The organism is Terribacillus sp. AE2B 122 (assembly GCF_902497585.1).
GTDB lineage: Bacteria > Bacillota > Bacilli > Bacillales > Amphibacillaceae > Terribacillus > Terribacillus saccharophilus_A.
This window is the reverse complement of record NZ_LR700946.1, coordinates 224189-247410: the sequence shown is the minus strand read 5'-3', so window position 1 is coordinate 247410 and position 23222 is coordinate 224189. Positions and strand designations below refer to the sequence as shown.

The window sequence follows — 23222 nt, the reverse complement described above, 5'->3', positions numbered from 1 at the left end:
CATTTGCTGCCATTTTAATGATAGAAAATATTCCGTGCAGCTAGTAGAAAGGAACTTTAATATGCAGTCACTGACACATGAGAATTTAACGCAGCTTAAAGAACTGAAGACAGAACTTACGAGATTTACCGCCGTATACAAATTCGCTCTGGATGAAGTGAATACGAAAATCAATATCTTAAATGAAGAATTTTCTTATATTCACGATTATAATCCAATTGAACACTGCAGTTCCCGATTGAAATCACCAGAAAGCATTTTAAAGAAAATCTTTAAGAAGAATATTGATTTTTCATTGGATGCTATTAAGGAAAATATCAAGGATATCGCTGGTATCAGAATTACCTGCTCATTTAAATCGGATATCTATGCAATAAGCGATATGATCGAGAAGCAAAAAGATATCGAACTTATCGATAGGAAAGATTATATAAAGAACCCGAAACCAAATGGCTATCAGAGCCTGCACCTAATTGTGAAAGTACCCGTATTTTTGTCTGATAGGGAAGAAAGCGTGTGTGTGGAGATTCAAATCAGGACGATAGCGATGGATTTTTGGGCCAGTCTGGAACATAAAATTTATTATAAATATGATAAAGCAATACCGAATCGGCTGGCGAATGAATTAAAAGCAGCTGCTGATTCTGCATCCGCGTTGGATGATAAGATGGAAAAAATTCATAATGAAGTAAAAGAGCTAAAGAATGAAAGTTTAAATGAACAACTCGATGAAGTTCTCGACGTGAGCAGCATGACTGCAACCCGGGACAAGATAATGCAGGGTATACTTCAGCAGCTAATAGACAAGCCGAAGAGACTTGAATAAAAATTTGAAATGAAGAACCGTTCCTGCATTTTTTTGAACGGTTCTATTTCATTCACTAACTGTTTCCGAGAGGTTTTCTGCATCTACCTAAGTCAACACCTTCATGACTCAACTCTCTTTTCAGATTAACAATAGGCGAACCGTTGTAAATTGTTTCTAGGACGTCATTAATACAATCAATCTCTTTTTGTTCTATCATGTTTCCAGATAACAGACCTTCAAACCATGATTGTATTCTAATAGGAGCAATATTGCCGGCAATAGAAGATAAACGTGAAAAGCCATATTGAATTTTCTGCAACAGGTCCCGCTCTCCTCCAGCATAAATATAAAATACACCATCTGATACGTTCCTCAATATATCGGAAGCTTTGCTTGAATTTCCTGCTTCTTTTAAGCCAATAACCGAATCTGATTTTGCAAGTTCAAGTACGCTTTCAACAGATAAATCAAAGCCTGTGCGAGCCGGGTTATTGTATAAGATTACTGGTTTCTTGACCAAAGAAATAATACTTTTTGAATATATCAATGCTTCGTTCTGAGTAGGTAAGAGGTAGGGGGGATAGCCTAAGAGAATTGCGGCAATATTGGTCTTACTGATTTCTTTAGCAAGTACTTCAGCTTCAGATTGTCTGATCGCTGAAACACCGAAGATAATTTCCATATCGCTAACGAGCAATTCTTCCTCTTCTAAAGCTGTTAGCAGCTCCACTTTTTCCTTTAAACTAAGGCTATGCTGCTCCCCGGTTGAACCGCAAACTAGTACAGATCGAATACCTTGGTTATATAGTTGTCTTATGTGATCTAGAGTATGCTTTGTATCGAGTGCCTCGTTGTCTTGAAAAGCAGTAGGTACAGCGATATGATAAATTTCTTTCAACATGAGCTTAACTCCTTCGTGAAAATTTATTTGCTGACCACTTAAGGATCAGTTGCTCTAAAGCCGTGTGTATGTAGTACTCACCATAACCTAGTTTAACAAGAATTGTATAGAAAATAATTGGGCTGGAAAAACCTCATCACAATGAAAGCGGTTACATAAAATGCTGTAAATCCGCTGAGGAGGTACAGTCATGAGTAAAGTGAATCAGTTCCTAGAGGAGAAAGTAATGCCTGTCGCCGCAAAGATAGCGCAGCAGCGACACTTGAATGCACTCCGTGATGGACTAATTTTATCAATGCCACTCATCATCATAGGTTCTTTCTTTTTAATTCTAGCCAATTTCCCGATCCAGTCGTATATGGATTTCCTTGCTGAACGGCCCCAGCTCAAGGAGAGTTTGCTATATCCATATCGCGGCACGTTTGAACTAATGACCTTGATTGCCGTTTTTGGAATCGGTTATCGTTTGGCTGAGTCATATAAGGTTGATCCACTTGCGGCTGGTGCTGTATCTTTATCGGCTTATTTCGTCGGCACACCATATGTAACGTATATCATCGGCAAGACACCAGAAGGCGTGGATATCACAGAGACAGCTTATCAGACAGCGATGTTCACAAGTAAAGGGCTTTTTGTCGGGATGCTGATTGCGCTTCTGTGTACTGAAATATATCGGTTGATTGTACAGCGTAATTTAGTCATCAAACTGCCTGACGGTGTACCGCCAGCTGTTGCTCGCTCTTTTACCGCCCTGATACCAGGATTTTTTGCAATCATTGCAATCTGGGTCATTCGTTTGCTAGTAGAGAACGTCGGTTCTTTTGGCAGTATCCATAATGTCATCACAGTGCTCCTGCAAAAGCCGCTAACATCTATCGGAACGAGTCTTGCTGGTACAATGATTATTTTTCTGTTAATCACATTGCTTTGGAGTACTGGTTTACACGGAGCGACGATTGTTGGAGCTGTAACAGGACCGATTTGGCTGACGTTGACAGCGGAGAACGCTAAATCCTTTGAGCTTGGCGAGACCGTGCAGCATATCGTTACAAATGAAATAAATGATATCGTCTTTATGGGAGGTTCTGGAACAACACTGGGCCTTGTGCTGGCAATGTTATTATTTGCAAAAAGTCAGCAGATGAAGCAGCTTGGAAGACTGAGTATCGGACCAGGTATATTCAATATCAATGAACCGGTACTATTCGGAATGCCTATTGTCATGAACCCGCTCTTGATCGTGCCCTTCATTTTCACACCGCTTATTTCGGTACTGATTACGTATTTGGCTATGGACTGGGGAATCGTTGCGAAGCCTATAGGAATAGTGCCACCTTGGACTATGCCGCCTATATTACAAGGCTATCTAATTACAGGCAGCATATCAGGGGCAATTCTGCAGATTGTCATTCTTGTCCTATCATTCCTTATTTATTACCCTTTTTTCCGGCTATGGGATAAACAAAAAGCAAAGGAAGAAGCGGCAGGAGGAGAAGAGCAGTAATCTGCTCTTCTTTCTACATAGAAAACCTTAAATTAAAGAAGGTGTGAAAAGATAAGGATAGTGGAATGTTAATAAAGATAATCTTTCAATATAGAAAAATTGAAAACTTTGCAGGAAATAGCACAAACAATCGAGAAACAAATAGAAAAAGCTATGGGAGGGGAATTATGACGACGTCGTACGAGGCATTAGTAGCAGAAATGGAACGTATTTCGACAGTGATACAGAAGTTTCCGGAAAATCTGCAAGGCAAGGTTTTCGACATAATGGTAAAGAGCTATCTTGGTGAGCAGGGTTTTGGCTATGAGGCGGCAGCAGCAGAGGAGCCAGAAACAGAAACAGTACAGCACATTTCGGTTGTCGACTCCAATCGAGTCCAATCAATCAAGAAGCGTCCGATCCGACGGAATAAGGACTCCTATAGCATGGTGAAAGACCTTGATTTACTAGGCAAAAGCGGTGTGGAACCATTCCGTGATTTCCTGGAGCGATATGAAGTGAATTCCAATATAAAATTCAATACAGTGGCAGTCTACTATTTGAAAAATATCCTGCATATACCTGATGTGACGATTGATCATATTTATACATGCTACAAAAATGGCGAGCGTAAGGTGCCAGGCAATCTAAGACAAAGTATTACAGATACCTCCAGCTCCAAATATGGCTACATCAATATGAGTGACAATCATATTACTCTTAGTGTCCTTGGGGAGAATCTAGTGGAGTTCGAGCTGAAGCAGGAAGCTTAATTTTAGTTTAGAGAAAGCGTAAACAAGGAATATAGAATTTAGAGCGTTACTGAATCATCACAAATGAGTGGAGGGAAGTAACATGATGAAGAAAACGAATATCGGATTGATCGCAGGAGGAACAGTCGCAATAGCCGCAGCAGCAGGTACCTTTTCTTATTTGAAAAGCAAGAAGGATGATCCGAATGTGACAGGATCGAATTTGCAGGATAAAGAGCGGGAGGACAAGATGCCTAGTCCGGAAGCGGATTTTGAAAAAGAGGAAAGAGGCCTGAGTGCGCTGGATCATGCGTACCGGGAAGAGTGGGTGGCAAATACAATTACACCGACTGAAGAAGAGATTAAAGCGGCGGAAGAAAAAGTGAATAAATAATTTAATTTGAAACCGGCTATAAAATATACTTTATAGCCGGTTTTTTTGGGCATTTTCATATTAGTAAGTGAGACTTTGAGTAAAGATATTGTGTAATCGGTATGCAGTCTTTTCTTGTAATCTTCTAGAGCCATTCGCATGGAGTAAGCAGTATTTGTAAAAAGTATTCCTAGTTTTCCGTTTGTTTTCTATCTATAATGGAATTAATAAAAAAAGAGGGAGTAACAATCTCATGACGGCATTATCCTTTTATACCGTTGCCATCGTTGCACTTATTTTGCTAATTGTGTTAGGTGTTATCATCGGAATCTATCTAGTATTTAGAACGTACAACCGAAGACGCCAGCAGACTTACATGGCTGAATGGCAAGCAGATCGGAGGCAACGAGAATGACAATGTACCAGATTGTACCTATGACGCAGTCACAGGCTGAACTTATTGCGAACACATGGAGATATGAAGGCATCTATGCTTTCTATGATATGGATCAAGATGAAGAGGACATGGCTGAATTCCTTGATCCGGAAGCAAGAAAAGGAAATGTTTATGCGGTGACACAGATGGAAGCGGTCATGGGCTTTTGCAGTATACAATCAGAAAATGATGAAGTCGAAATAGGATTTGGTATGCGTCCAGATCTGACTGGCAAAGGCTTTGGACAGGAATTTGTGTCATTTCTGGTTGAACACATCATAAAAGCATATCACCCAGAAAAAATTTCCCTTGCTGTAGCTTCATTCAATAAGCGGGCTATTACGTTGTACGAACGAATTGGGTTCCATCTTACTGAATGTTTCGATCAGCAAACAAACGGGTCGGTGTATCCTTTTATTCGCATGGTGCTAGATGTAAAAAACCTCTCCAGCTAGATAGATGGAGAGGTTCGTTATTTTCAGATGATCTGTTTACCCATTTGCCCAAGCGCATAATGGATTCCGTGCTGTAGCGTTTGGAAACAATCGAAGGAGGCGAGCGAGATCCCAGAGTTGGATATCTGCAAGCCGAGCTCTGGTGAAATACCGACGAGTAATGTCTGAGTACCGATTAAGGATGAAGCAGATCCAACCTTGCTGATCAGGTTCGCCGTATATTGGCTGACATCCTTATCCAGGCCTGTCAAATCCAGAAGCAGGTATCTTGCTTTATAGGCCGGCAAGTTTTCCAGCGTCTTGAATAGAAGCTCCTCTGACCGTTCTTCATCATATTTTCCGATCAAGGGAACGACAACGACATGATCAAGAACAGGTATGATCGGGGAGGATAGATCACGCACCAGCTTTTTCAATTCCCTGGTCTTATCCTCGACTGTTGCTTCCAGTTCCAAAATTTGCTGTGATTCTTTTTTCCGGGCCAGCTGGTGGATATTCTCCGAAACTGTAACTTCTGAAGGGAAGTAATGGATGATAGTACTTTCGTAGCCTTCCAATTGATAATGCTCTACCTTATACCATATATTTGTTCCGAACATGCCGCTGAAGATGCCCGCATAATGGGCTGGCAAGAAACGGCCTCCTTCAGTTTTGCCTTGAGAAATATTTATCTTATGTTCCCAGCTGTCAACCAATTCTGCTGTCAACGTATGTTTTTCTGGATCAAGATTCTTTATTGTAGTTCTTCCCCAGCCTGCAGAAGCATACGTATTCTTAATCAGTTCCGCAGCTTTATGGATGCCAACGTCAGGTTTGTTTTGGAAATATTCGCCGACAACAGTGCCTTGCCGATATCCTGTTGTTTCGAAAACAAGATTGGAAACCTCTTCTCCAGAAATCTCCTCTATCGTGTCAAAAAATTCACGCATAGCACTGGAAATCCAAAAAAGAACTGAATCCTGATCTTCATATATAAATCTGCCTTTATCCAGTTCCCAAGCAAACTGGAGGCCGCCAATTTCTATCTTATCCAATGGTTCCGTTCCCCTTTTTCGTGCGTTTTATAGTCTAAGTATCATTATAAATATTATCCAGATACAATGCCAGTTCTTTGCGGGCCGCAGTAAGTCTTATCTATCATTTCTCTAAATTATTCCTTTATACCAACCATAGCACATAATACAGTTAGATGATGGAATGCAATCTAAAAATTTCAATATGTTCTTAACTTGTTAATGTGCATAATTTACTGCTAGTGAGGCATTAAATAAAACAGAAGCGTACCAATCTGGTACGCTTCTGTTTTATTTTGTAATATCCATAAATCCTTCACCAAATACATCGCGCACATCGTATAACGTGATGAATGCTTTTGTATCAATAGAACGGACTATTTTTTTCAATGGGAGCAGTTCTTGCTTATTGATGACTACATACAGAATTTCCTTCTGGTTCTGTGTATAATATCCGCGTCCTTCCAGCAGCGTAACACCTCTATCGAGCTGCGTGGAGATTGTCTTGGCAATCGTATCCTTTTGGTTAGAAATGATGAAGACAGCTTTCTTCGGATTCAATCCTTCAATAACAAATTCCATTACCTTCGTTGCGATGTATAGCATAATCACAGTAATTAGAAGCTTTTCTGTGCCGATGATGAACCAAGAAGCTGCTACAACAATCAAATCAAAGAACAATAAGGCAAAGCTTGTATTCCAATCGAGATACTTATTCGCAAGCCGGGCAAGAATAGCAGTACCAGCTGTCGTACCGCCTACTTTAAGTACAAGTCCGATGCCGACACCAGCAAATAAGCCGCCAAAGACTGCGTTTACTAGTACTTGATTCGAAGCTATCTCCCAGCTTTCCGTTAAATGAAGAAAGAAAGAATTAAGTATGACGACAATGATTGTATAAAAAACGGTCTGCTTGTCTAGGAATCGGTATCCTATGATAATTAAAAGACCATTCAAAATAAGGTTCATAATACTCGGAGCCCAGCCAAGTGCATAAAATAAAATAATAGTAACACCTGTTACGCCGCCTTCGCCAAGTTCACTCGGAATAGCGAAAATATTCACTGCCAGGGCGAAAAGAAAGGATCCAGCCATGAGGAATACCAGGTCTCTGAGGAAGTTCTGCTTTATCTGTTTCATCTGATAACCCCCTTTTAATATGTTGTTTCTTCTCTGATAGACCACGAGATTATATCACACTGCATTATAGCTTGCCATATTACTTGACAAGATTTTGAAAGAATATCTTCCTGTTTTGCAGAAGAGACAGAAAGGGTATTAATATACGGAGAATGATTTCTTAGCAAAATGCGCATAAATTGTGTCTGATTATGAAAAAGATTAGTATGTAATTAGTAGGAGGGTATGCAGATGAGTGATACATTTAAAGCATTAATTGCAGATAAACAAGGAGAAGATTTCTCTGTTCAAGTGAAAGAATTGGCCGTTGACCAGTTGCCGGAGGGAGAAGTATTGATCAAGGTTCACTACTCCGGTGTCAACTATAAAGATAGCCTAGCGACGATACCAAATGGAAATGTAGTGAAGTCTTACCCTATAGTTCCAGGTATAGATTTAGCTGGAGAAGTTGTATCTTCCGAGGATGAGCGCTTTCAGCCGGGAGATCATGTCATTGCCACGAGCTATGAAATCGGAGTTGCTCGTCATGGTGGATACAGCGAGTACGCGAGAGTGCCAGCTGATTATATCGTACCAGTGCCGGAAGGAATGACGACGAGAGAAGCAATGATCATCGGTACAGCAGGGTTTACAGCTGCACTATCTGTTCAGCGTTTGTTGGAGAACGGATTGGATAAAGAGAATGGCCCAGTACTTGTTACCGGAGCAACCGGAGGAGTCGGCAGTTTTGCAGTAGCTATTTTGTACAAGCTTGGCTTCGAAGTGGAAGCGAGTACAGGCAAACAAGAGGAACACGAATATCTTAAGGAGCTTGGAGCTACTCGTATCATTTCGCGCGACGAGGTGTATGATGGCAATCTTAAGCAGATTGCAAGCCAGAGATGGGCAGCAGCAGTCGATCCGGTCGGCGGGGAACCGCTTGCATCAGTTCTCAGCCAGCTCAAGTATAACGGATCCGCTGCAGTGAGCGGATTAACTGCCGGAGGCAAAGTCCCGACTAGTGTATTCCCATTCATTCTTCGCGGAATCAACTTACTCGGTATCGACTCCGTTTATTGTCCGAAACCAACACGTGATAAAGTTTGGTTGCAGCTGGCAACTGCCTTCAATCCAGGAGACTTGGAACGTTTCGTTATAGAAGAATTGACGCTGGAACAATTGCCGGATGCATTACCTAAGTTATTGCAAGGTCATGCTCGCGGCAGATATCTTGTCCGTATCGGCGATTAAAGTGAAATAATGTGACATTAATGTGTCGGTGAAATTTGAACTGTTTGTGAACATCGTCACAAATTGTTTTCCTAAGCGTTCAACCATGGCATAATCATAATCAAATGACTATGTGAGGTGCACAAAATGATTTATCTTTTAATTGTGTTCGCAGTAGCTTGTGTTGTTGGCTGTTTTGCAGCTTGGTTGAAAATGGTCAAGCAAGACGAAGAGCAATTTGCAAGTGTGACGGAAACTCAGACAGAAACATATAAAAAAGCTAACTAAATGATATTAGCGTGCTGCCCTGGCAGCACGCTTTTTTTATATGCCAATAAACTTTTCTTCAGAAAATGTGTTATAACCTTACTTAATTAGGGTAAAGGTATGGTATTCGAATTTGAGTAAGGAGAAAGGTACTTGGAAATGAAAACATTTGCAGAGATGACCAAAAGTGTAAGTACTTTTGCTAATTTCGATGAAGCGGCACAGGGTGTGCTGAATATTATCAGTGAATTCGTGAAGATTAATACATTATTTATCGCTAAAAATGACAACGTTCATAATAAAATCATTAAAGTTGTGAATCAAAAAGAAAATCTCCTCCAGGAAGGAGAAAAGCTTCCCTTTAATGAGACATTATGCAAGCTTAGTGTCGATCATGGGAGAGAAATACTAATTATCCCAGACTTAGCGAAGAGCGAACTATCTCAATCACTTGAAGTAGCAAATAACCTCGGGGGCGGTAGCTTTATCGGGATTCCGATCTATTTTGAGAACGGAGAGAATTACGGAACTATTTGCGGACTTGATTCGAAATCATTTCCGTTTACGGAAGAGCATATTCGTTTATTCGAAACGATGGCATCACTTTTGACGTTTGTGCTAGAGCTTGAGAACGCCAACAAACAGATACAAAATCTATCGGCACCATTCGTTCCGATTACTGCTGGGGTTGCGGTGCTTCCGATCATTGGGTTCATACATGAGGACAGAGCTGAAAAAATCATTCAGCTATCTTTGCAAAAGAGCCAGGAGTTGAATTTGGATTACCTTGTCATCGACTTATCGGGTATCTCTCAGATTGATCATGTTGTAAGCAATTCGTTATTAAAGATAGCTACTTTATTGAAGCTTATTGGTGTAAAACCAATTCTGACCGGATTCCATCCGGATTTAGCATTAAAAGCTTTATCGTTGCAGATGGAATTAAAAGACATAATAATAGAGGCCAATTTAGAGCGTGCATTGAATAAGATCGGATTAAAATTAGAGAAGCGAGATGATAGCTTTTAAAACCAGACAGAAATAACTGTCTGGTTTTTTTTTGTTTAGGTTTGGTCCGGAGTGGTAATGGGTTATCATCTGATAGAGAGGAAGAAGTATCGTGCTGTTAACAAGTTTCGTGTTTGTTTGTCTTTTCGCTGTGATTCATTTTTTATCTGAATACCTCGATCCTATCCCTGCCAGCATACACTATCGGGTGCATGCAGGAACAAGGAAATTTAGCAGCGTTATTGTATTTCTGTATCCCTGGTATTTTCTACACAATCATCTTGGGAATGGTAAAATAAGGAGGAACTTAAAATGAAGAAATCGCTCGTTTATAAACATAAGGGTACACTGCTGCAAGGTTCTGTACATATTCCCGAAGGCAAGGGACCGTTTCCGGCAATACTCATGCTACATGGATTCGCTTCCAACCGGATGGGGAACCAGGACAGCTTTGTGCACATGGGGGATCGACTGGTGGCGGCCGGTTTTGCCGTGTTCCGCTTTGATTTCAGTGGCTGTGGGGAGAGCGAAGGGGATTTCTTTAACTTGACGGTGACGAGGGAAATAGAAGAAGCGATAGCGCTCATTCATTTTTGCCGCCAGCAATCTGAGGTCGATCCAGATCAATTCCATTTACTTGGGATGAGTCTTGGAAGTGTCGTAGCCAGTATGGCTGCGGGTAAGTATCCGGAGCTGATCAAGACGCTTTGCTTATGGTCACCGGCTGCTGTCATTGTGGATGAAATTACGAAACAAGGCACCATACAGGGGAAGCCCGTAGATATCATCAGAAAACAAGGGTTTATGGACATTCGCGGAAGAAAACTTGGACCAGCTTTAATAGAAGATGTAAAGACATTGGACATTTATGAGACAGCTAAAAGTTACCAAGGGTTAGTAAAGATTATCCATGGTGATGCAGATGATATCGCCCCTATTGCGTATGCTGAGAAATATATGGAGATTTATCCAGAATCTGCGGAGCTTGTAACAGTGGCTGGAGCAGATCATGGCTGGGCGAACCTTGAAGATAGGGGTATCTTATTTGACGAAACCGAGCGGTTTTTCCTGAAAGGCGGAAACGAAGATGAAGATACGACAGGAGAGTAATGAAGAAGCAAGGGAATATATCCGAGAGAAAGTAATTGCGTATAATATGGAACAATTGCCAGAAGAAAGAGGAGCCAAAAAGGAATCCACAGCATTCACGGTTCGCGATGACACAGGCAATATTATTGGCGGTATCACCTGCACGCTTTTTTGGCAGCATCTGCATATTGATTTTCTTTGGGTAGAAGAATCAAAGCGAAAAGTTGGGTTTGGGGAGAAGCTGTTAGCCGAGGCTGAAAATTATGCCAGACAAAACAATGCAAGGCTTATTAAATTGGACAGCTTCAGCTTCCAGGCACCTGCTTTTTATCAGAAGCATGGGTATACAGTATTCGGAAAAGTAGAGGATCATCCAGCCGGGCATACTCAATATTATTTGGTTAAGAAGTTGTAGAAACCTTTTAAAGTTGATTAACGTTGGAATGTAAAAGGGGCAATAAAGTATGATGACATACGCATTTGAAACGATTGAGATGAAGGCTTTTTCCGGCAAAATGAAGACAGACTATCGGAAAGTTGTGCAGGAATATGCAAGAAACGGCTGGCGTTTACATAGTATGAACCCGATACCAGGTCATGACGGGATGGCTCTCAGTATTGAGCTGATTTTCGAGAGAGAAGCGTAAGAGGTGGAAGTATGCAAATTAGAGAAATAGAAGAAAAAGACAATCAACCAGTCGAGCAGCTCATTCGAACATGCTTGAAGGAATTTGGTGCTGATAAGCCTGGAACAGCCTGGAGTGATCCAGATCTTGGCCGTTTCTATTCTTTGTATCAGCAGCCTGGTTCAAAGTATTGGGTTGTAGAACAGGAAGGTACGATTGTTGCGGGCTGCGGAATTGGACCTGTCGAGGGACATCCAGAAGTTTGTGAGCTGCAGAAGATGTATGCAGCTGAGAATATGCGCGGAACAGGTGTAGCCCACGCGTTACTGCTGACAGCTCTTGCTTTTGCTAAGCAGCATTATAGTCGATGTTACTTGGAGACGCTGAGCAATATGACTGCTGCAAATCGTTTTTATATAAAGCAAGGATTTCATCTTTTGGACAAGCCTTTGAGTGAAACGGAACATTACGCTTGTGATGTTTGGTATATCAAGGATTTATAATGTAATGGAGGGAAGGCGAACTGTTGCATTTCAAACCAATTGTGATGTTGCTGGAAGCAAATGAGATTGAATATGCAGTAGGGGGTTCGCTGCTGCTGTATTTAAAAGGGCTGTCTGTTAGTCCAAACGATGTCGATATACTAGTAGAGCCTTGGCAGTTTGCCATAGCAAAGGAAGTACTTCAAAACAGAGCAGTTAAATCCGAGGACAAGCTGGCACAGGGCCGATTCAAAACAAAGTCGTGTACAACCTTCACTATGTCAGATGGGGTGCAAGTGGATTTGATGACTGGTTTTGCAGTTTCCTATGCTAATAGTGTTTTTGAGATGCCCTTCTCTGCCGTCAGGGAACAAACAAGAGCAGGTGCATTGCCGCTGGCTAGTATGGAGGCGTGGTATATCATGTATTGGCTGTTACCCGGAAAAGAAGATAAGCGCTCTATAATGGAACATTATTTCCGCAGCTGCGGACTGAAAGATCGGCATTATTTGCAGCAAGCGTTCGAACTTGAACTACCAGAAGGTGCATCTGACGCGTTACGTGTGTTATTAGCATAAATAAGAAGCAATGCTCAACTCAATGTCAAAATAATTTCATATTAACTACTTGAAAATCCCTTTCTTAAGGGATTTTTTTGTTTGTTAACAAAGCTGTTACGATTACGCCACAAATTGTTCAATATTTCACAAACTTAAATAGGAAAGCAGGAGTATACTAAATGTAACAGGACATTGTGACTATTTTCACAAAGTTTCCGATAAAATCATGAAAAGAAAGAAGGCGGCAAAATGGATGTTGTAGAGCTTTCGCGTATCCAATTTGCATCAACGACATTGTTCCACTTCCTATTCGTTCCGTTAAGTATAGGGTTGGCATTTATCATTGCAATCATGGAAACGATGTATGTGGTCAAAAAAGATGATAAATATAAAAAAATGGCGAAGTTCTGGGGACATATATTCCTGATTAACTTCGCAGTCGGTGTTGTCACCGGTATATTACAGGAATTCCAATTCGGGATGAACTGGTCGGAATACTCCCGTTTTGTAGGGGACGTTTTCGGTGCACCGCTTGCTATTGAAGCGCTGCTAGCATTCTTTTTGGAGTCCACTTTCCTTGGTTTGTGGATTTTCGGTTGGGATCGCTTACCGAAATGGGTACATGCATTATGTATTTGGCTTGTGTCTCTAGGTACGATTTTCTCCGCATTCTTCATTCTGTCTGCGAACTCATTCATGCAGCATCCGGTCGGAGAAGTATTACAAAATGGCAGACTTGAAATGAATGACTTCTTAGCAATCATGACTAATGGTCAGCTCTGGGTCGAATTCCCTCATACAGTCTTCGGATCGTTTGCGACTGGTGCATTATTCATCGTAGGTATTAGTGCTATTGCGCTTTTACGCAAGAAACATGTGGCGTTCTATAAAGGTTCATTTAAGGTAGCTATTGTTGTCGCTTTGATCAGTGGTATTGGTATTGCATTATCTGGTCATGAGCAGGCATTATATCTTGTTGAAACACAGCCAATGAAAATGGCTGCAAGTGAAGGTCTGTGGGAAGACAGTGCCGATCCTGCACCTTGGACAGTATTTGCCAATATCGATACAGAAGCGAAAGAAAATTCGGGTGAGCTTAAAATCCCTTATGTACTAAGTTTCTTATCTTACGGTGAGTTCAGCGGTTCAGTAGAAGGGATGAATTCGTTGCAGGAACGTTATACAGAGCTATATGGTCCTGGTAATTACATCCCGCCGGTTAAGACAACATTCTGGAGTTTCCGTGTCATGACGGTTTTAGGCGGAGCAGTTCTTGCTTTATCTATCTGGGGTGCTTACCTTTATGCACGTAAAAAACTTGTTACTAGCAAATGGTATTTGCGCATCATGATTGTTGCTATCAGCTTCCCGTTCATCGGCAACTCTGCCGGTTGGATTATGACTGAAATCGGTCGTCAGCCTTGGGTTGTATTCGGTTATATGAAAACAGAGGATGCGGTCAGTGCCGGTGTAACAGCAGGAGAAGTTCTTTTCTCCCTTATCACGTTCTCGGCTCTGTATTTGATTCTGTTCGCGGTTATGATTACTTTGTTCGTCCGTGAAATCAAAAAAGGACCAGAGCATGATATCGAAGAAACAGAACCAATCGCAGATCCATTCACGAAGGAGGGTCAACATGCTTTCTCTTAATGAATTCTGGTTCATCCTCGTCGCAGTTTTGTTCGTTGGCTTCTTCTTCCTGGAAGGCTTCGATTTCGGCGTAGGGATTGCAAGTAAATTTGTAGCTAAAGATGATTTGGAAAGACGCGCGTTCATCAATTCCATCGGTCCATATTGGGATGCGAATGAGGTATGGCTGATTACAGCTATTGGTGCGATGTTCGCAGCCTTCCCTAACTGGTATGCGTCGATGCTGAGCGGTTTTTATCTTTGCTTTGCTTTCATTTTGTTCGGGCTGATCGGCCGCGGGGTAGCATTCGAGTTCCGCGGTAAAGCAGAGCATCCGACATGGCGCAAGACTTGGGATTGGGTGATACTCTTCGGCAGTATTATTCCGCCACTCGTGTTCGGTATCATGTTCACTGCCTTAATCCAAGGTGTACCAATTGACGAGAATATGCACATGCATGCTGGTATATCCGATGTTATCAATGTCTATACAGTTCTTGGCGGAGTGACATTGACAATGCTCTGCGTATGGCATGGTCTTATCTTCGGAACACTACGCTTGATGGACACATTGCGGGAGCGATGCCGTCGTGCAGCGAAAAATTTGCTGCCGATTAACGCAATATTATTGGTGTCATTCCTTGGAATGACATTCTTTAAAACTGATATGTTCAGTGTACATGGCAATATTTTAGAGTATCTATTCATGGTCGGTATTCTTGTTTATATCGCATCTGGCTACTTCATCACACGTAAACGTGATGGCTGGGCATTCCTGATGTCTGGTTTAATGATGATTCTGCTGATTGCTTCCGTATTTATTGGTCTATTCCCACGGGTAATGATCAGTTCCATCAGTGAAGCATACAGCTTAACTGTACAGTCGGCATCATCAGGAGATTATTCTTTAAAAGTAATGACCTATATCAGTTTGGCGTTACTGCCATTCGTATTAGGCTATCAAATCTGGAGCTACTACGTTTTCCGTAAACGTGTAGATCATAAGGAGCATATGGAATACTAATGGGCAGAAATTTAATGGCTTATAAAGGAATAAAAACGGTGCTGCTAGGGCTATCCGCATTAACGCTGCTGCAAGCTGTGGCCATTATCTTTCAAGCGAAATGGCTGGCGGAAGCCATCACGCACCTATTCCATGGGGAAAGCTTCCCTTCCCAAATACCACTTATAGGCTGCTTTATAGCAGCCTTTCTTGCTAGGCAGCTTTTGCAGCTTATCATTAAAAAAATATGTTTTCGATTCGCAGAAGCAACTGTTGAGGATATGCGGAAAGCATTTTTGGAAAGTGTATTCAAGCTGGGACCACGCTACACTAGACAGGAAGGAACCGGGAATCTGGTTACCTTCTTGCTGGAGGGAGCAGGTAAGCTGCGGGACTATCTGGAGCTGTTCCTGCCAAAGCTTGTTTCCAATATGATTACGCCATGGCTTGTACTAGTTTATATCTGGCTGCACGATGATATCTCGGCTGTCATTTTATTGGTTACCATTCCTATTTTGGTTGCATTTATGATTTTGCTTGGGTTAGCTGCACAGAAGAAAATGGACAGTCAGTGGAAGGCATACCGTATGCTTTCCAATCACTTTGTTGATTCGTTAAGAGGATTGGAAACATTAAAATTCCTAGGTCGCAGCAAGGAGCATGGCGAGACGATTGAAAAGGTAAGCGGACAGTATCGTAAATCTACGTTAGGTACATTGCGAATCGCGTTTCTTTCCTCATTTGCGCTGGACTTATTCACACAGCTTGCAATTGCTTTCGTTGCTGTTACGCTTGGTCTCAGATTGATTGATGGGACACTTTTGCTGGAGCCAGCATTGATGATCCTGCTGCTTGCACCAGAGTACTTCCTTCCGATTCGTGAGGTAGGGAATGATTATCATGCTACATTGGATGGTAAGGATGCAGGTGATCAGATGATTGCAGTTATCAAGCTGGCAGAAGAGAAGCATAAAGGAAATCAAGCAGGGATTTGGAGAGAAGTCAGTGAGCTTGTCTTAAACGATGTGACGGTTACGTACGACAATGACCGTCCTGCTTTGTCAGAGATAAAGCTAAGTATCAAAGGGAATCAGAAGGTCGGTTTGATTGGAGCAAGTGGTGCCGGCAAATCAACTTTCATTGATTTACTCAGTGGCTTTATCGATCCTGTTTCTGGTGAAATGGAGCTGGACGGGAAGCCTCTAGATTTCTCAGCTGAAGCATGGCAGAAACAGACAGCATACATTCCGCAGCATCCATTTATCTTCCAAGGCAGCATCAAGGACAATGTAAGATTCTATGCGCCGGAAGCCTCTGATGAACGAGTGGAAAAAGCGATTGATCATGCTGGGCTCAGAGAAGTTGTCGAAAGACTTCCAGAGGGCTCTGACACTTTGATTGGGGAAGGGGCCCGCAGCTTAAGCGGTGGTCAAGCACAGCGTGTAGTCCTGGCACGGGCATTCTTGAGCGATCGTTCGATTGTCCTGCTGGATGAACCAACAGCGCAGCTTGATATTGAAACGGAATATGAATTGAAAGAAGTAATCGAAGAGCTTGCTGCAGATAAACTGTTGTTCTTCGCATCCCATCGGCTTCATTGGATGCAGGAAATGGATCAGATTGTCGTCATGGATAACGGCAGAATAGCAGAGTGTGGCACGCATGAACAATTAATGGCGAACCGCGGCTTATATGTCCGTTTGCTGGAAGCACAAATGGGGGATAATCATGAAGCATCGTGACTGGATCATGCCATATGTTAAAAGATATAAATATCGCATGCTAACCATATTGCTGCTAAGTATGCTGACAGTGGGATCAGCTGCGGCATTGATGTTCACATCTGGCTTCTTGATTTCTAAATCATCACTTCGGCCGGAGAACATCCTGCTTGTGTATGTGCCAATTGTGCTCGTTCGGGCATTCGGACTTGGACGCTCTGTATTCCGTTATTCCGAACGACTGGTGAGTCATGATTTCATTCTCCGTGTGCTGGCTAAGATGCGGACTAGGCTTTATCATCTAGTAGAACCCAAAGCAGCAACGAGCAAAACGATGAAAACCGGAGAAGTGCTCGGTATATTGGCTGAGGATATCGAAAGCCTGCAGGATTTGTACCTGCGTACGATTCTGCCGACTGCATCCGCGGTTCTTCTATACGTTATCAGTATCTGTGTACTTGGTTACTTTAGTATTGGATTTGCTTTTCTTATGGCGATATACTTCTTCGTGCTGGTTGTTGTTATGCCGATTTTCTCGCTGTTGCATATGCGAGCAGCCAATCAGGCTTACAAGAAGGACAAGGATAAGCTTTATCAATATGTGACAGATGGTTTCCTTGGCATCCATGACTGGCTGCTGAGCGGACAAAAACAGCATTTCTTCAGTCGCTTTTTCAAGCGCCAGGAAACACAGGATAAAGCTGACAAACGGTCGAAGAACTGGTCTTATTATCGTGAATTCATCGGGCAGGTCGTGGTTGCGGCCATGCTGGTAACAATGCTTGCTTTCGGTGCTAGTTTGTTTACGGATGGAAGAATAGCAGATGTATTCATTGCTGCTTTTGTTCTTGTCATTATTCCACTGTCAGAGGCGATTTTACCTGTATCGAATGCTGTGGAAAAGTATCCTCGGTATGAGGAGTCACTTAACCGTGTCACCGAACTGGAATCAAATCAGGAAACAATCGTTCAAGCGGTCTCCTATGAAGGTTCGTTTGAGAATGTTCAGCTGACTATGGATGATGTAGGTTTTGGTTATGAGGAACAGGAAAATGTTATCAAGAACTTATCACTCGAGCTGACACAAGGTAAAAAAATTGCCATTATCGGTAAGAGTGGTGCGGGTAAATCAACATTGCTAAAGCTTCTGCAAGGGATGCTGGTTCCAGATTCCGGTTCTGTACGAATCAATGGTTATGAAGCATCATCCATTCGTTCGGATATGACAAACCTGGTCTCTGTATTGAATCAAAATCCTTATCTTTTCTATACAAGTGTGGCGAATAACCTACTGCTGGCGAATGAATCTGCGACTGAAGCAGAAGTGAAAGCTATTATGAAACAAGTCAAATTACATGATTTAGTAGCCAGTCAGCCAGAAGGATATCAGACATCGATGCAAGAAACCGGACAGCGTTTCTCCGGCGGGGAGCGTCAGCGTATTGCTCTGGCGCGGGTTTTGCTCCAGAATACGCCGATCGTCATGCTAGATGAACCGACTGTAGGTCTTGATCCGATCACAGAACGTGATTTGCTGAAGACGATTTTCGATAGCCTGGCCGGAAAATCCTTGCTTTGGGTAACACACCACCTTGTAGGGATGGAACAGATGGATGAAATTATTTTCCTTGAGGAAGGGAAAATCAAAATGCGCGGGACGCATGCGCAATTGCTGAAGGAGTCCCCGCATTACAGAAAACTATATGAGCTGGACCGCCCGGCGGCACTCCAGCGTGTTTGATCCAAAGCTATATAGCTTTGGATCTTTTTTATGCATAAATCGATAGAAAACGCATCATACTACCCGTAAGCATATTGGAAATGGAGTGACGTGATGGATATACTTCTTGCCGTTCTGCCTGCATTGTTTTGGGGCAGTATCGTGTTATTCAATGTCAAGCTTGGGGGGAGCCCTTATCACCAGATACTTGGTACGACTATCGGTGCTCTGCTGCTTTCGATTGTACTGTATTTCTTCGTACGGCCCGAACTGACCGGCTTTATCTTTTTGATCGGTTTCTTGTCTGGGGTGTTTTGGTCACTTGGACAAACTTTCCAGCTGAAAAGTGTCCATGCAATCGGTGTTTCTAGAACAATGCCTATCTCGACCGGAGCACAGCTTGTTTCCACTTCTCTTTTCGGTGTGATTGTGTTCGGAGAATGGAATACAACCAGAGCGGTCATTCTTGGAATCCTGGCATTATTGTTGATAATCGTCGGTGCAATCCTGACTTCCAGACGAGCAAAAGGAGAGGGGGGCGATGAAGAGAGTCGTGGTGCTTTCCGTAAAGGTCTAATTTACATTGCTATCTCGACAGTCGGCTATCTCGTTTATGTTGTTATCGCCAGACTATTCGGTGTCGATGGGTGGACTGCTTTATTCCCACAGGCTGTCGGCATGGTGGCAGGCGGAATAATATTGACAGTGAAATACCGACCATATGATTTCTATACCATAAAAAATATACTTCCTGGTTTGATATGGGCTGCAGGGAATATGTTCCTATTTATTTCGCAGCCGCGTGTAGGGGTTGCAACGAGTTTCTCTTTATCTCAAATGGGCATCGTCATTTCCACACTAGGCGGTATTTTCATTTTAGGTGAGAAGAAAACGAGGGGACAGTTAATCAGCATTAGTATCGGTATTGTCCTAATCGTACTTGCCGGTTTCCTCTTAGGCTATACAAAATCATGATAAAAGGAGAGTTTCTAATGTATCCAAGTTTGCAAGGAAAAGTAGTCGTCATTACAGGTTCATCTACTGGTCTCGGGAGAGCTATGGCTTTACGTTTTGGGCAAGAAGGTGCCAAAGTAGTTGTGAATTTTTACAACAATGGCGAAAAGGCCGATGAGGTAGTCAAAGAAATCAAAAACAGCGGCAGTGATGCAGTAGCGATACAAGGAAATGTAATGGTGGAAGAGGACGTTAAAAAACTTGTTCAGACAGCTATCGATTCATTTGGTAAATTAGATATCATGATTAATAACGCTGGCGTCGAAAATCCGGTTCCTTCTCATGAATTGTCGCTAAAGGATTGGGATCGTGTTATCGGAACGAATTTGACAGGTGCCTTCTTAGGTTCGCGTGAAGCATTGAAGTATTTTGTTGAAAATGATGTAAAAGGAAACATCATCAATATGTCTAGTGTACATGAAATGATTCCTTGGCCATTATTTGCACATTATGCAGCTAGTAAAGGCGGGGTAAAGCTATTAACCGAAACATTAGCTCTTGAATATGCTCCGAAACAGATTCGTGTGAACAATATCGGACCAGGAGCAATCAACACGCCAATCAATGCTGAAAAATTCGCAGATCCAAAACAAAAAGCAGATGTAGAGAGTATGATTCCAATGGGTTATATCGGAAAGCCAGAGGAAATTGCAGCTGTCGCTGTCTGGCTTGCTTCTGATGAATCCAGCTACGTTACAGGTATTACATTATTTGCAGATGGCGGTATGACCAAATATCCAAGCTTCCAAGCAGGAAGAGGCTGAAAAAAAGACAATGCCCCGCGGGCATTGTCTTTTTTAGTGTTCATAAATCATTTTGCGTGTCATGCCGCCATCGACAACAAGGTTTTCGCCGTTGATGAAATTATTTTCAGCTGATGTCAGGAAAACGCATGCTCTGGCGATATCTGATGGTGTTCCAACGCGCTTGGAAGGGTGCTGATCATGATCGACAGGACGAAGGCTGTCATATTCCTTCGTTTCGATCCAGCCTGGACTGATGCTGTTTACCGTAATGTAGTCATCCTGTAATGACATGGAAAGTGCATGTGTAAGAGCGACGATCCCGCCTTTGGTTGCAGCGTATGCCTCGGTATCAGGTTCCGACATGGTTGCACGAGTCGATGCAATGTTTACAATCGAGCCGCCTTTTCCGCTGTGCTTCATATATCCGGCGGCTTCTCTGCTGGCTAGGAAAGTACCGCGCAAATTCGTGTTGATAATGCTATCCCATTCTTCGACCTCTAGTTCATACATATTCTTAAACGCACTAATACCAGCATTGTTAATCAAAATATCTATTTGCCCAAAATGGTCAAAGGCTTGTTTCATAAAGTCAGTCACTTGTGTGTGTTGCCGCATGTCTGCTTGGAGGGCAAGTCCTTCTCCTGCCATTTCCTGTACAGTTTGTTCGACTGCTTCTAGATCCATATCAACTGCGGCTACTTTCGCTCCTTTAGCAGCGTACTGAAGGGCAACCGCCTTTCCAATTCCGTTTCCTGCTCCAGTAACGACAACTACTTTGCCTGAGAATTCCATTACATTCATCCTTTCTTATCGCTATAGAAAATATGTTTTAGAGACCATGTGCCATTCTTTTGAACAATCAATTCGCCAAATGAGAATTGCTCCTGCCGCCGCTTATCTGTTGGAGATCCGGGGTTGAATAGAACAAGACCTGCTTCTTCTTTATGAACAGGAATATGTGAGTGTCCGAAGATGAGCAAATCTAGGTATTCGCCTTCAAATGCCAGCTTCGCTCGTTTTTCAGTGGTTTTTCCCTTTCCGTGTCCATGTGTTAACCCAATTCTTAATCCATGAAAGGTAAGGAGCTGTTTTTTTGGTAAGTTATCAATCAGCTCGGGACTGTCTATATTTCCTGAGACAGCTGTAACTGGAGCGAAAGATGCAAGTGAATCAAGAACTCGGCTGTCCTGAAGATCACCAGCATGGATAATATGGTCAGCTTGCTCTAGATAGGGAAGCAGCGCAGCTGGCCAAACCTTTGCCATACGCGGCATATGTGTATCAGCTAAAATAATGATTCGCATCAGCTTCTCCTCCAATCAATCTCATATTACCCTAAAGCATGTTTCAGCAATCATAAAAAAACCGCTCACCTACAAGTAGGGGAGCGGTTGATGTTAGATTTGAGTCTGATGCTCTGGCTGATGCAACGTGATATTTGCCCCAAGCTGTGTGAACAGCCCGACGATATCCTCATAACCACGCTGAATATGCTTAACATCCGTGATTTTGGTTACGCCATCAGCTGCAAGGCCAGCCAAAATCAAAGAAGTACCAGCGCGAACGTCATGTGCTTTTACTGTTGCGCCCGTTAGTTTAGCAACGCCATGAATTAGGATCTGATGATCAACTACTTCGATGTCAGCACCAAGCTTCTTCAGCTCAGCAACATGCCCATTACGGTTTGGATATACTTTGTCCAAAATCGTACTAGAGCCAGCTGCTAACGTGAGCAGCGTAGTAAGAGGCTGCTGCAAATCAGTTGCAAGTTCTGGATACATGCCTGTCTGGATGCGAGCACCTTGCAGCGCAGTTCCTGAAGCTGTCATCGAGTCATCGTCTTCTGTAATTGTCATACCTAGCTCAATCAGTTTGTTCGTACAGCTTGCTAAGTGCTCAGGAATGACATTTTTAACTGTAATCCGGCCATTCGTCACACCTGCTGCCATCAAAAATGCACCAGCAATCAAACGATCCGGAATTACTGTGTGTTCGATTCCACCATGAAGAGACTCCACGCCGTCAATCGTAATCTTCTCTGTACCGGCACCTTTGATTTTTGCTCCCATTAAGTTCAGGAGGTTCGCTAAATCAACTACTTCCGGATCTTTTGCAGCATTATGCAGTGTTGTGCGTCCTTCAGCTTTTGCTGCTGCGAGCATAGCGTTGATGGTAGCACCTGATGTAATCACATCAAATGTAATCTCCGCACCTGTCAATTTCTCGCTAGTTACTTCATAATACTGCTGCTTGAAATCAAATGTTGCTCCAAGTGCAGAAAGAGCCTTCACATGTTGATCAATTGGACGGGAACCGAAGTCATCTCCGCCTGGATAACCGATTTGCACGGTTTTGACTTTATGCAGCAAAGCTCCGACAAAGTAATACGACGCGCGGAAATCCGATGTCTTGGCTAAATCAAGTTTTCCGGAAGTAATATGTCTACCAGTAAGCTCATACGTATTTTTCTCTTTTTCATTCATATGCAAGCCGATATCCTCGGCAAGTTCTTTTATCAATAAGATATCCCGGATAGCGGGAATATCATGAATTGTGATTGTCTCATCTGTCAAACAGCCTGCTACAACCAGTGCAAGCGCACTGTTCTTGGCACCTGGAATGGTAACTTCTCCGGTTAGCGGGCCGCTTTTTCTGACTTCAAACCATGCATTGTCCACTCTATTACGCTCCTTGTCTAATTACAGCGCCTGAAAGGTCAGAAACAAAAGGAATTAAGAAAATAGGAATATACCTAGCTTCTTTGTATAATCCAGTATTTCTGAACAG

The 23222-nt window shown here is 42.5% G+C and carries 26 protein-coding genes; 20 read left to right on the top strand and 6 right to left on the bottom strand.

Going from position 1 to position 23222, the window contains the following annotated elements; translation table 11 throughout:
* Nucleotides 1-61 precede the first annotated feature (61 nt).
* Entirely contained in the window at nt 62-826 is a 765-nt protein-coding gene (locus AE2B122_RS13645; RefSeq protein ID WP_095219608.1) for a GTP pyrophosphokinase family protein, read from the top strand.
* 55 nt (nt 827-881) lie between these two features.
* Here AE2B122_RS13645 and AE2B122_RS13640 read toward each other — a convergent pair whose 3' ends face one another.
* Nucleotides 882-1709: a dihydrodipicolinate synthase family protein gene (locus tag AE2B122_RS13640; RefSeq protein ID WP_095219607.1), complete on the bottom strand. Its 828-nt coding sequence runs from the start codon at nt 1707-1709 to the stop codon at nt 882-884.
* 190 nt (nt 1710-1899) lie between these two features.
* Here AE2B122_RS13640 and celB point away from each other — a divergent pair, with 190 nt between their 5' ends.
* From celB to AE2B122_RS13615, 5 genes are all read left to right on the top strand, one after another.
* Nucleotides 1900-3213 carry a PTS cellobiose transporter subunit IIC gene (gene celB / locus AE2B122_RS13635; RefSeq protein ID WP_175074415.1) on the top strand — a complete coding sequence of 438 codons (1314 nt, stop codon included), beginning with the start codon at nt 1900-1902 and terminating at the stop codon, nt 3211-3213.
* Nucleotides 3214-3380: 167 nt separating this feature from the next.
* Nucleotides 3381-3965, top strand: coding sequence for a hypothetical protein (locus tag AE2B122_RS13630; RefSeq protein WP_095272324.1), 585 nt, complete (start codon nt 3381-3383; stop codon nt 3963-3965).
* Nucleotides 3966-4047: 82 nt separating this feature from the next.
* Complete coding sequence (locus tag AE2B122_RS13625) at nt 4048-4338, top strand: hypothetical protein (RefSeq protein ID WP_175074414.1); 291 nt, start codon at nt 4048-4050, stop codon at nt 4336-4338.
* A gap of 232 nt (nt 4339-4570) precedes the next feature.
* Nucleotides 4571-4732, top strand: a complete 162-nt coding sequence (locus AE2B122_RS13620) for a hypothetical protein (protein WP_175074413.1) — start codon at nt 4571-4573, stop codon at nt 4730-4732.
* Nucleotides 4729-5208 (top strand): GNAT family N-acetyltransferase, encoded by a 480-nt coding sequence (locus AE2B122_RS13615; protein ID WP_254593507.1) that lies wholly within the window; start codon nt 4729-4731, stop codon nt 5206-5208. The genes AE2B122_RS13620 and AE2B122_RS13615 overlap by 4 nt, the downstream gene beginning before the upstream one ends.
* A gap of 23 nt (nt 5209-5231) precedes the next feature.
* Here the strand turns inward: AE2B122_RS13615 and AE2B122_RS13610 are convergent, their stop codons facing one another.
* Nucleotides 5232-6242, bottom strand: coding sequence for an STAS domain-containing protein (locus AE2B122_RS13610; protein WP_175074412.1), 1011 nt, complete (start codon nt 6240-6242; stop codon nt 5232-5234).
* 270 nt (nt 6243-6512) lie between these two features.
* Nucleotides 6513-7361, bottom strand: a complete 849-nt coding sequence (locus tag AE2B122_RS13605) for a YitT family protein (protein WP_217468089.1) — start codon at nt 7359-7361, stop codon at nt 6513-6515.
* Between the two features lie 231 nt (nt 7362-7592).
* Here AE2B122_RS13605 and AE2B122_RS13600 point away from each other — a divergent pair, with 231 nt between their 5' ends.
* From AE2B122_RS13600 to AE2B122_RS13535, 14 genes are all read left to right on the top strand, one after another.
* Complete coding sequence (locus tag AE2B122_RS13600) at nt 7593-8591, top strand: acryloyl-CoA reductase (RefSeq protein WP_175074411.1); 999 nt, start codon at nt 7593-7595, stop codon at nt 8589-8591.
* Nucleotides 8592-8717: 126 nt separating this feature from the next.
* Nucleotides 8718-8858 carry a hypothetical protein gene (locus tag AE2B122_RS13595; protein WP_175074410.1) on the top strand — a complete coding sequence of 47 codons (141 nt, stop codon included), beginning with the start codon at nt 8718-8720 and terminating at the stop codon, nt 8856-8858.
* Nucleotides 8859-8996: 138 nt separating this feature from the next.
* On the top strand, nt 8997-9866 hold the full coding sequence (locus tag AE2B122_RS13590; RefSeq protein ID WP_175074458.1) for a GAF domain-containing protein: 870 nt from the start codon (nt 8997-8999) through the stop codon (nt 9864-9866).
* Nucleotides 9867-10157: 291 nt separating this feature from the next.
* Nucleotides 10158-10955 (top strand): S9 family peptidase, encoded by a 798-nt coding sequence (locus AE2B122_RS13585; RefSeq protein ID WP_175074409.1) that lies wholly within the window; start codon nt 10158-10160, stop codon nt 10953-10955.
* On the top strand, nt 10933-11349 hold the full coding sequence (locus AE2B122_RS13580; RefSeq protein ID WP_175074408.1) for a GNAT family N-acetyltransferase: 417 nt from the start codon (nt 10933-10935) through the stop codon (nt 11347-11349). The genes AE2B122_RS13585 and AE2B122_RS13580 overlap by 23 nt, the downstream gene beginning before the upstream one ends.
* A gap of 49 nt (nt 11350-11398) precedes the next feature.
* The gene (locus tag AE2B122_RS13575) at nt 11399-11581 is read left to right on the top strand and encodes a DUF4177 domain-containing protein (RefSeq protein WP_095219597.1); all 183 of its coding nucleotides are present in this window, start codon (nt 11399-11401) and stop codon (nt 11579-11581) included.
* An 11-nt stretch (nt 11582-11592) separates the two neighbouring features.
* Nucleotides 11593-12063, top strand: coding sequence for a GNAT family N-acetyltransferase (locus tag AE2B122_RS13570; protein ID WP_175074407.1), 471 nt, complete (start codon nt 11593-11595; stop codon nt 12061-12063).
* Nucleotides 12064-12086: 23 nt separating this feature from the next.
* The gene (locus AE2B122_RS13565; RefSeq protein WP_175074406.1) at nt 12087-12620 is read left to right on the top strand and encodes a hypothetical protein; all 534 of its coding nucleotides are present in this window, start codon (nt 12087-12089) and stop codon (nt 12618-12620) included.
* 231 nt (nt 12621-12851) lie between these two features.
* Nucleotides 12852-14252, top strand: a complete 1401-nt coding sequence (locus AE2B122_RS13560; RefSeq protein WP_095219594.1) for a cytochrome ubiquinol oxidase subunit I — start codon at nt 12852-12854, stop codon at nt 14250-14252.
* A complete protein-coding gene (gene cydB, locus AE2B122_RS13555; RefSeq protein WP_175074405.1) occupies nt 14239-15255 on the top strand; it encodes a cytochrome d ubiquinol oxidase subunit II in 1017 nt (338 codons plus the stop codon). The genes AE2B122_RS13560 and cydB overlap by 14 nt, the downstream gene beginning before the upstream one ends.
* Nucleotides 15255-16976 carry a thiol reductant ABC exporter subunit CydD gene (gene cydD / locus AE2B122_RS13550; RefSeq protein WP_175074404.1) on the top strand — a complete coding sequence of 574 codons (1722 nt, stop codon included), beginning with the start codon at nt 15255-15257 and terminating at the stop codon, nt 16974-16976. Before cydB ends, cydD begins: the two co-directional genes overlap by 1 nt.
* Nucleotides 16963-18696 (top strand): thiol reductant ABC exporter subunit CydC, encoded by a 1734-nt coding sequence (gene cydC / locus AE2B122_RS13545; protein WP_254593506.1) that lies wholly within the window; start codon nt 16963-16965, stop codon nt 18694-18696. Before cydD ends, cydC begins: the two co-directional genes overlap by 14 nt.
* A gap of 93 nt (nt 18697-18789) precedes the next feature.
* The gene (locus AE2B122_RS13540; RefSeq protein ID WP_095272281.1) at nt 18790-19650 is read left to right on the top strand and encodes a GRP family sugar transporter; all 861 of its coding nucleotides are present in this window, start codon (nt 18790-18792) and stop codon (nt 19648-19650) included.
* Between the two features lie 17 nt (nt 19651-19667).
* On the top strand, nt 19668-20453 hold the full coding sequence (locus tag AE2B122_RS13535) for an SDR family oxidoreductase (protein WP_175074403.1): 786 nt from the start codon (nt 19668-19670) through the stop codon (nt 20451-20453).
* Between the two features lie 33 nt (nt 20454-20486).
* Here AE2B122_RS13535 and AE2B122_RS13530 read toward each other — a convergent pair whose 3' ends face one another.
* The 3 genes from AE2B122_RS13530 to murA all read right to left on the bottom strand — a co-directional run bounded on the left by AE2B122_RS13530 (nt 20487) and on the right by murA (nt 23113).
* Nucleotides 20487-21227 carry a glucose 1-dehydrogenase gene (locus AE2B122_RS13530; RefSeq protein WP_095272276.1) on the bottom strand — a complete coding sequence of 247 codons (741 nt, stop codon included), beginning with the start codon at nt 21225-21227 and terminating at the stop codon, nt 20487-20489.
* A 5-nt stretch (nt 21228-21232) separates the two neighbouring features.
* Nucleotides 21233-21739: a metallophosphoesterase gene (locus AE2B122_RS13525; protein ID WP_095219588.1), complete on the bottom strand. Its 507-nt coding sequence runs from the start codon at nt 21737-21739 to the stop codon at nt 21233-21235.
* A 93-nt stretch (nt 21740-21832) separates the two neighbouring features.
* Nucleotides 21833-23113, bottom strand: coding sequence for a UDP-N-acetylglucosamine 1-carboxyvinyltransferase (gene murA, locus AE2B122_RS13520; protein ID WP_095219587.1), 1281 nt, complete (start codon nt 23111-23113; stop codon nt 21833-21835).
* Between the last annotated feature and the right edge of the window lie 109 nt (nt 23114-23222).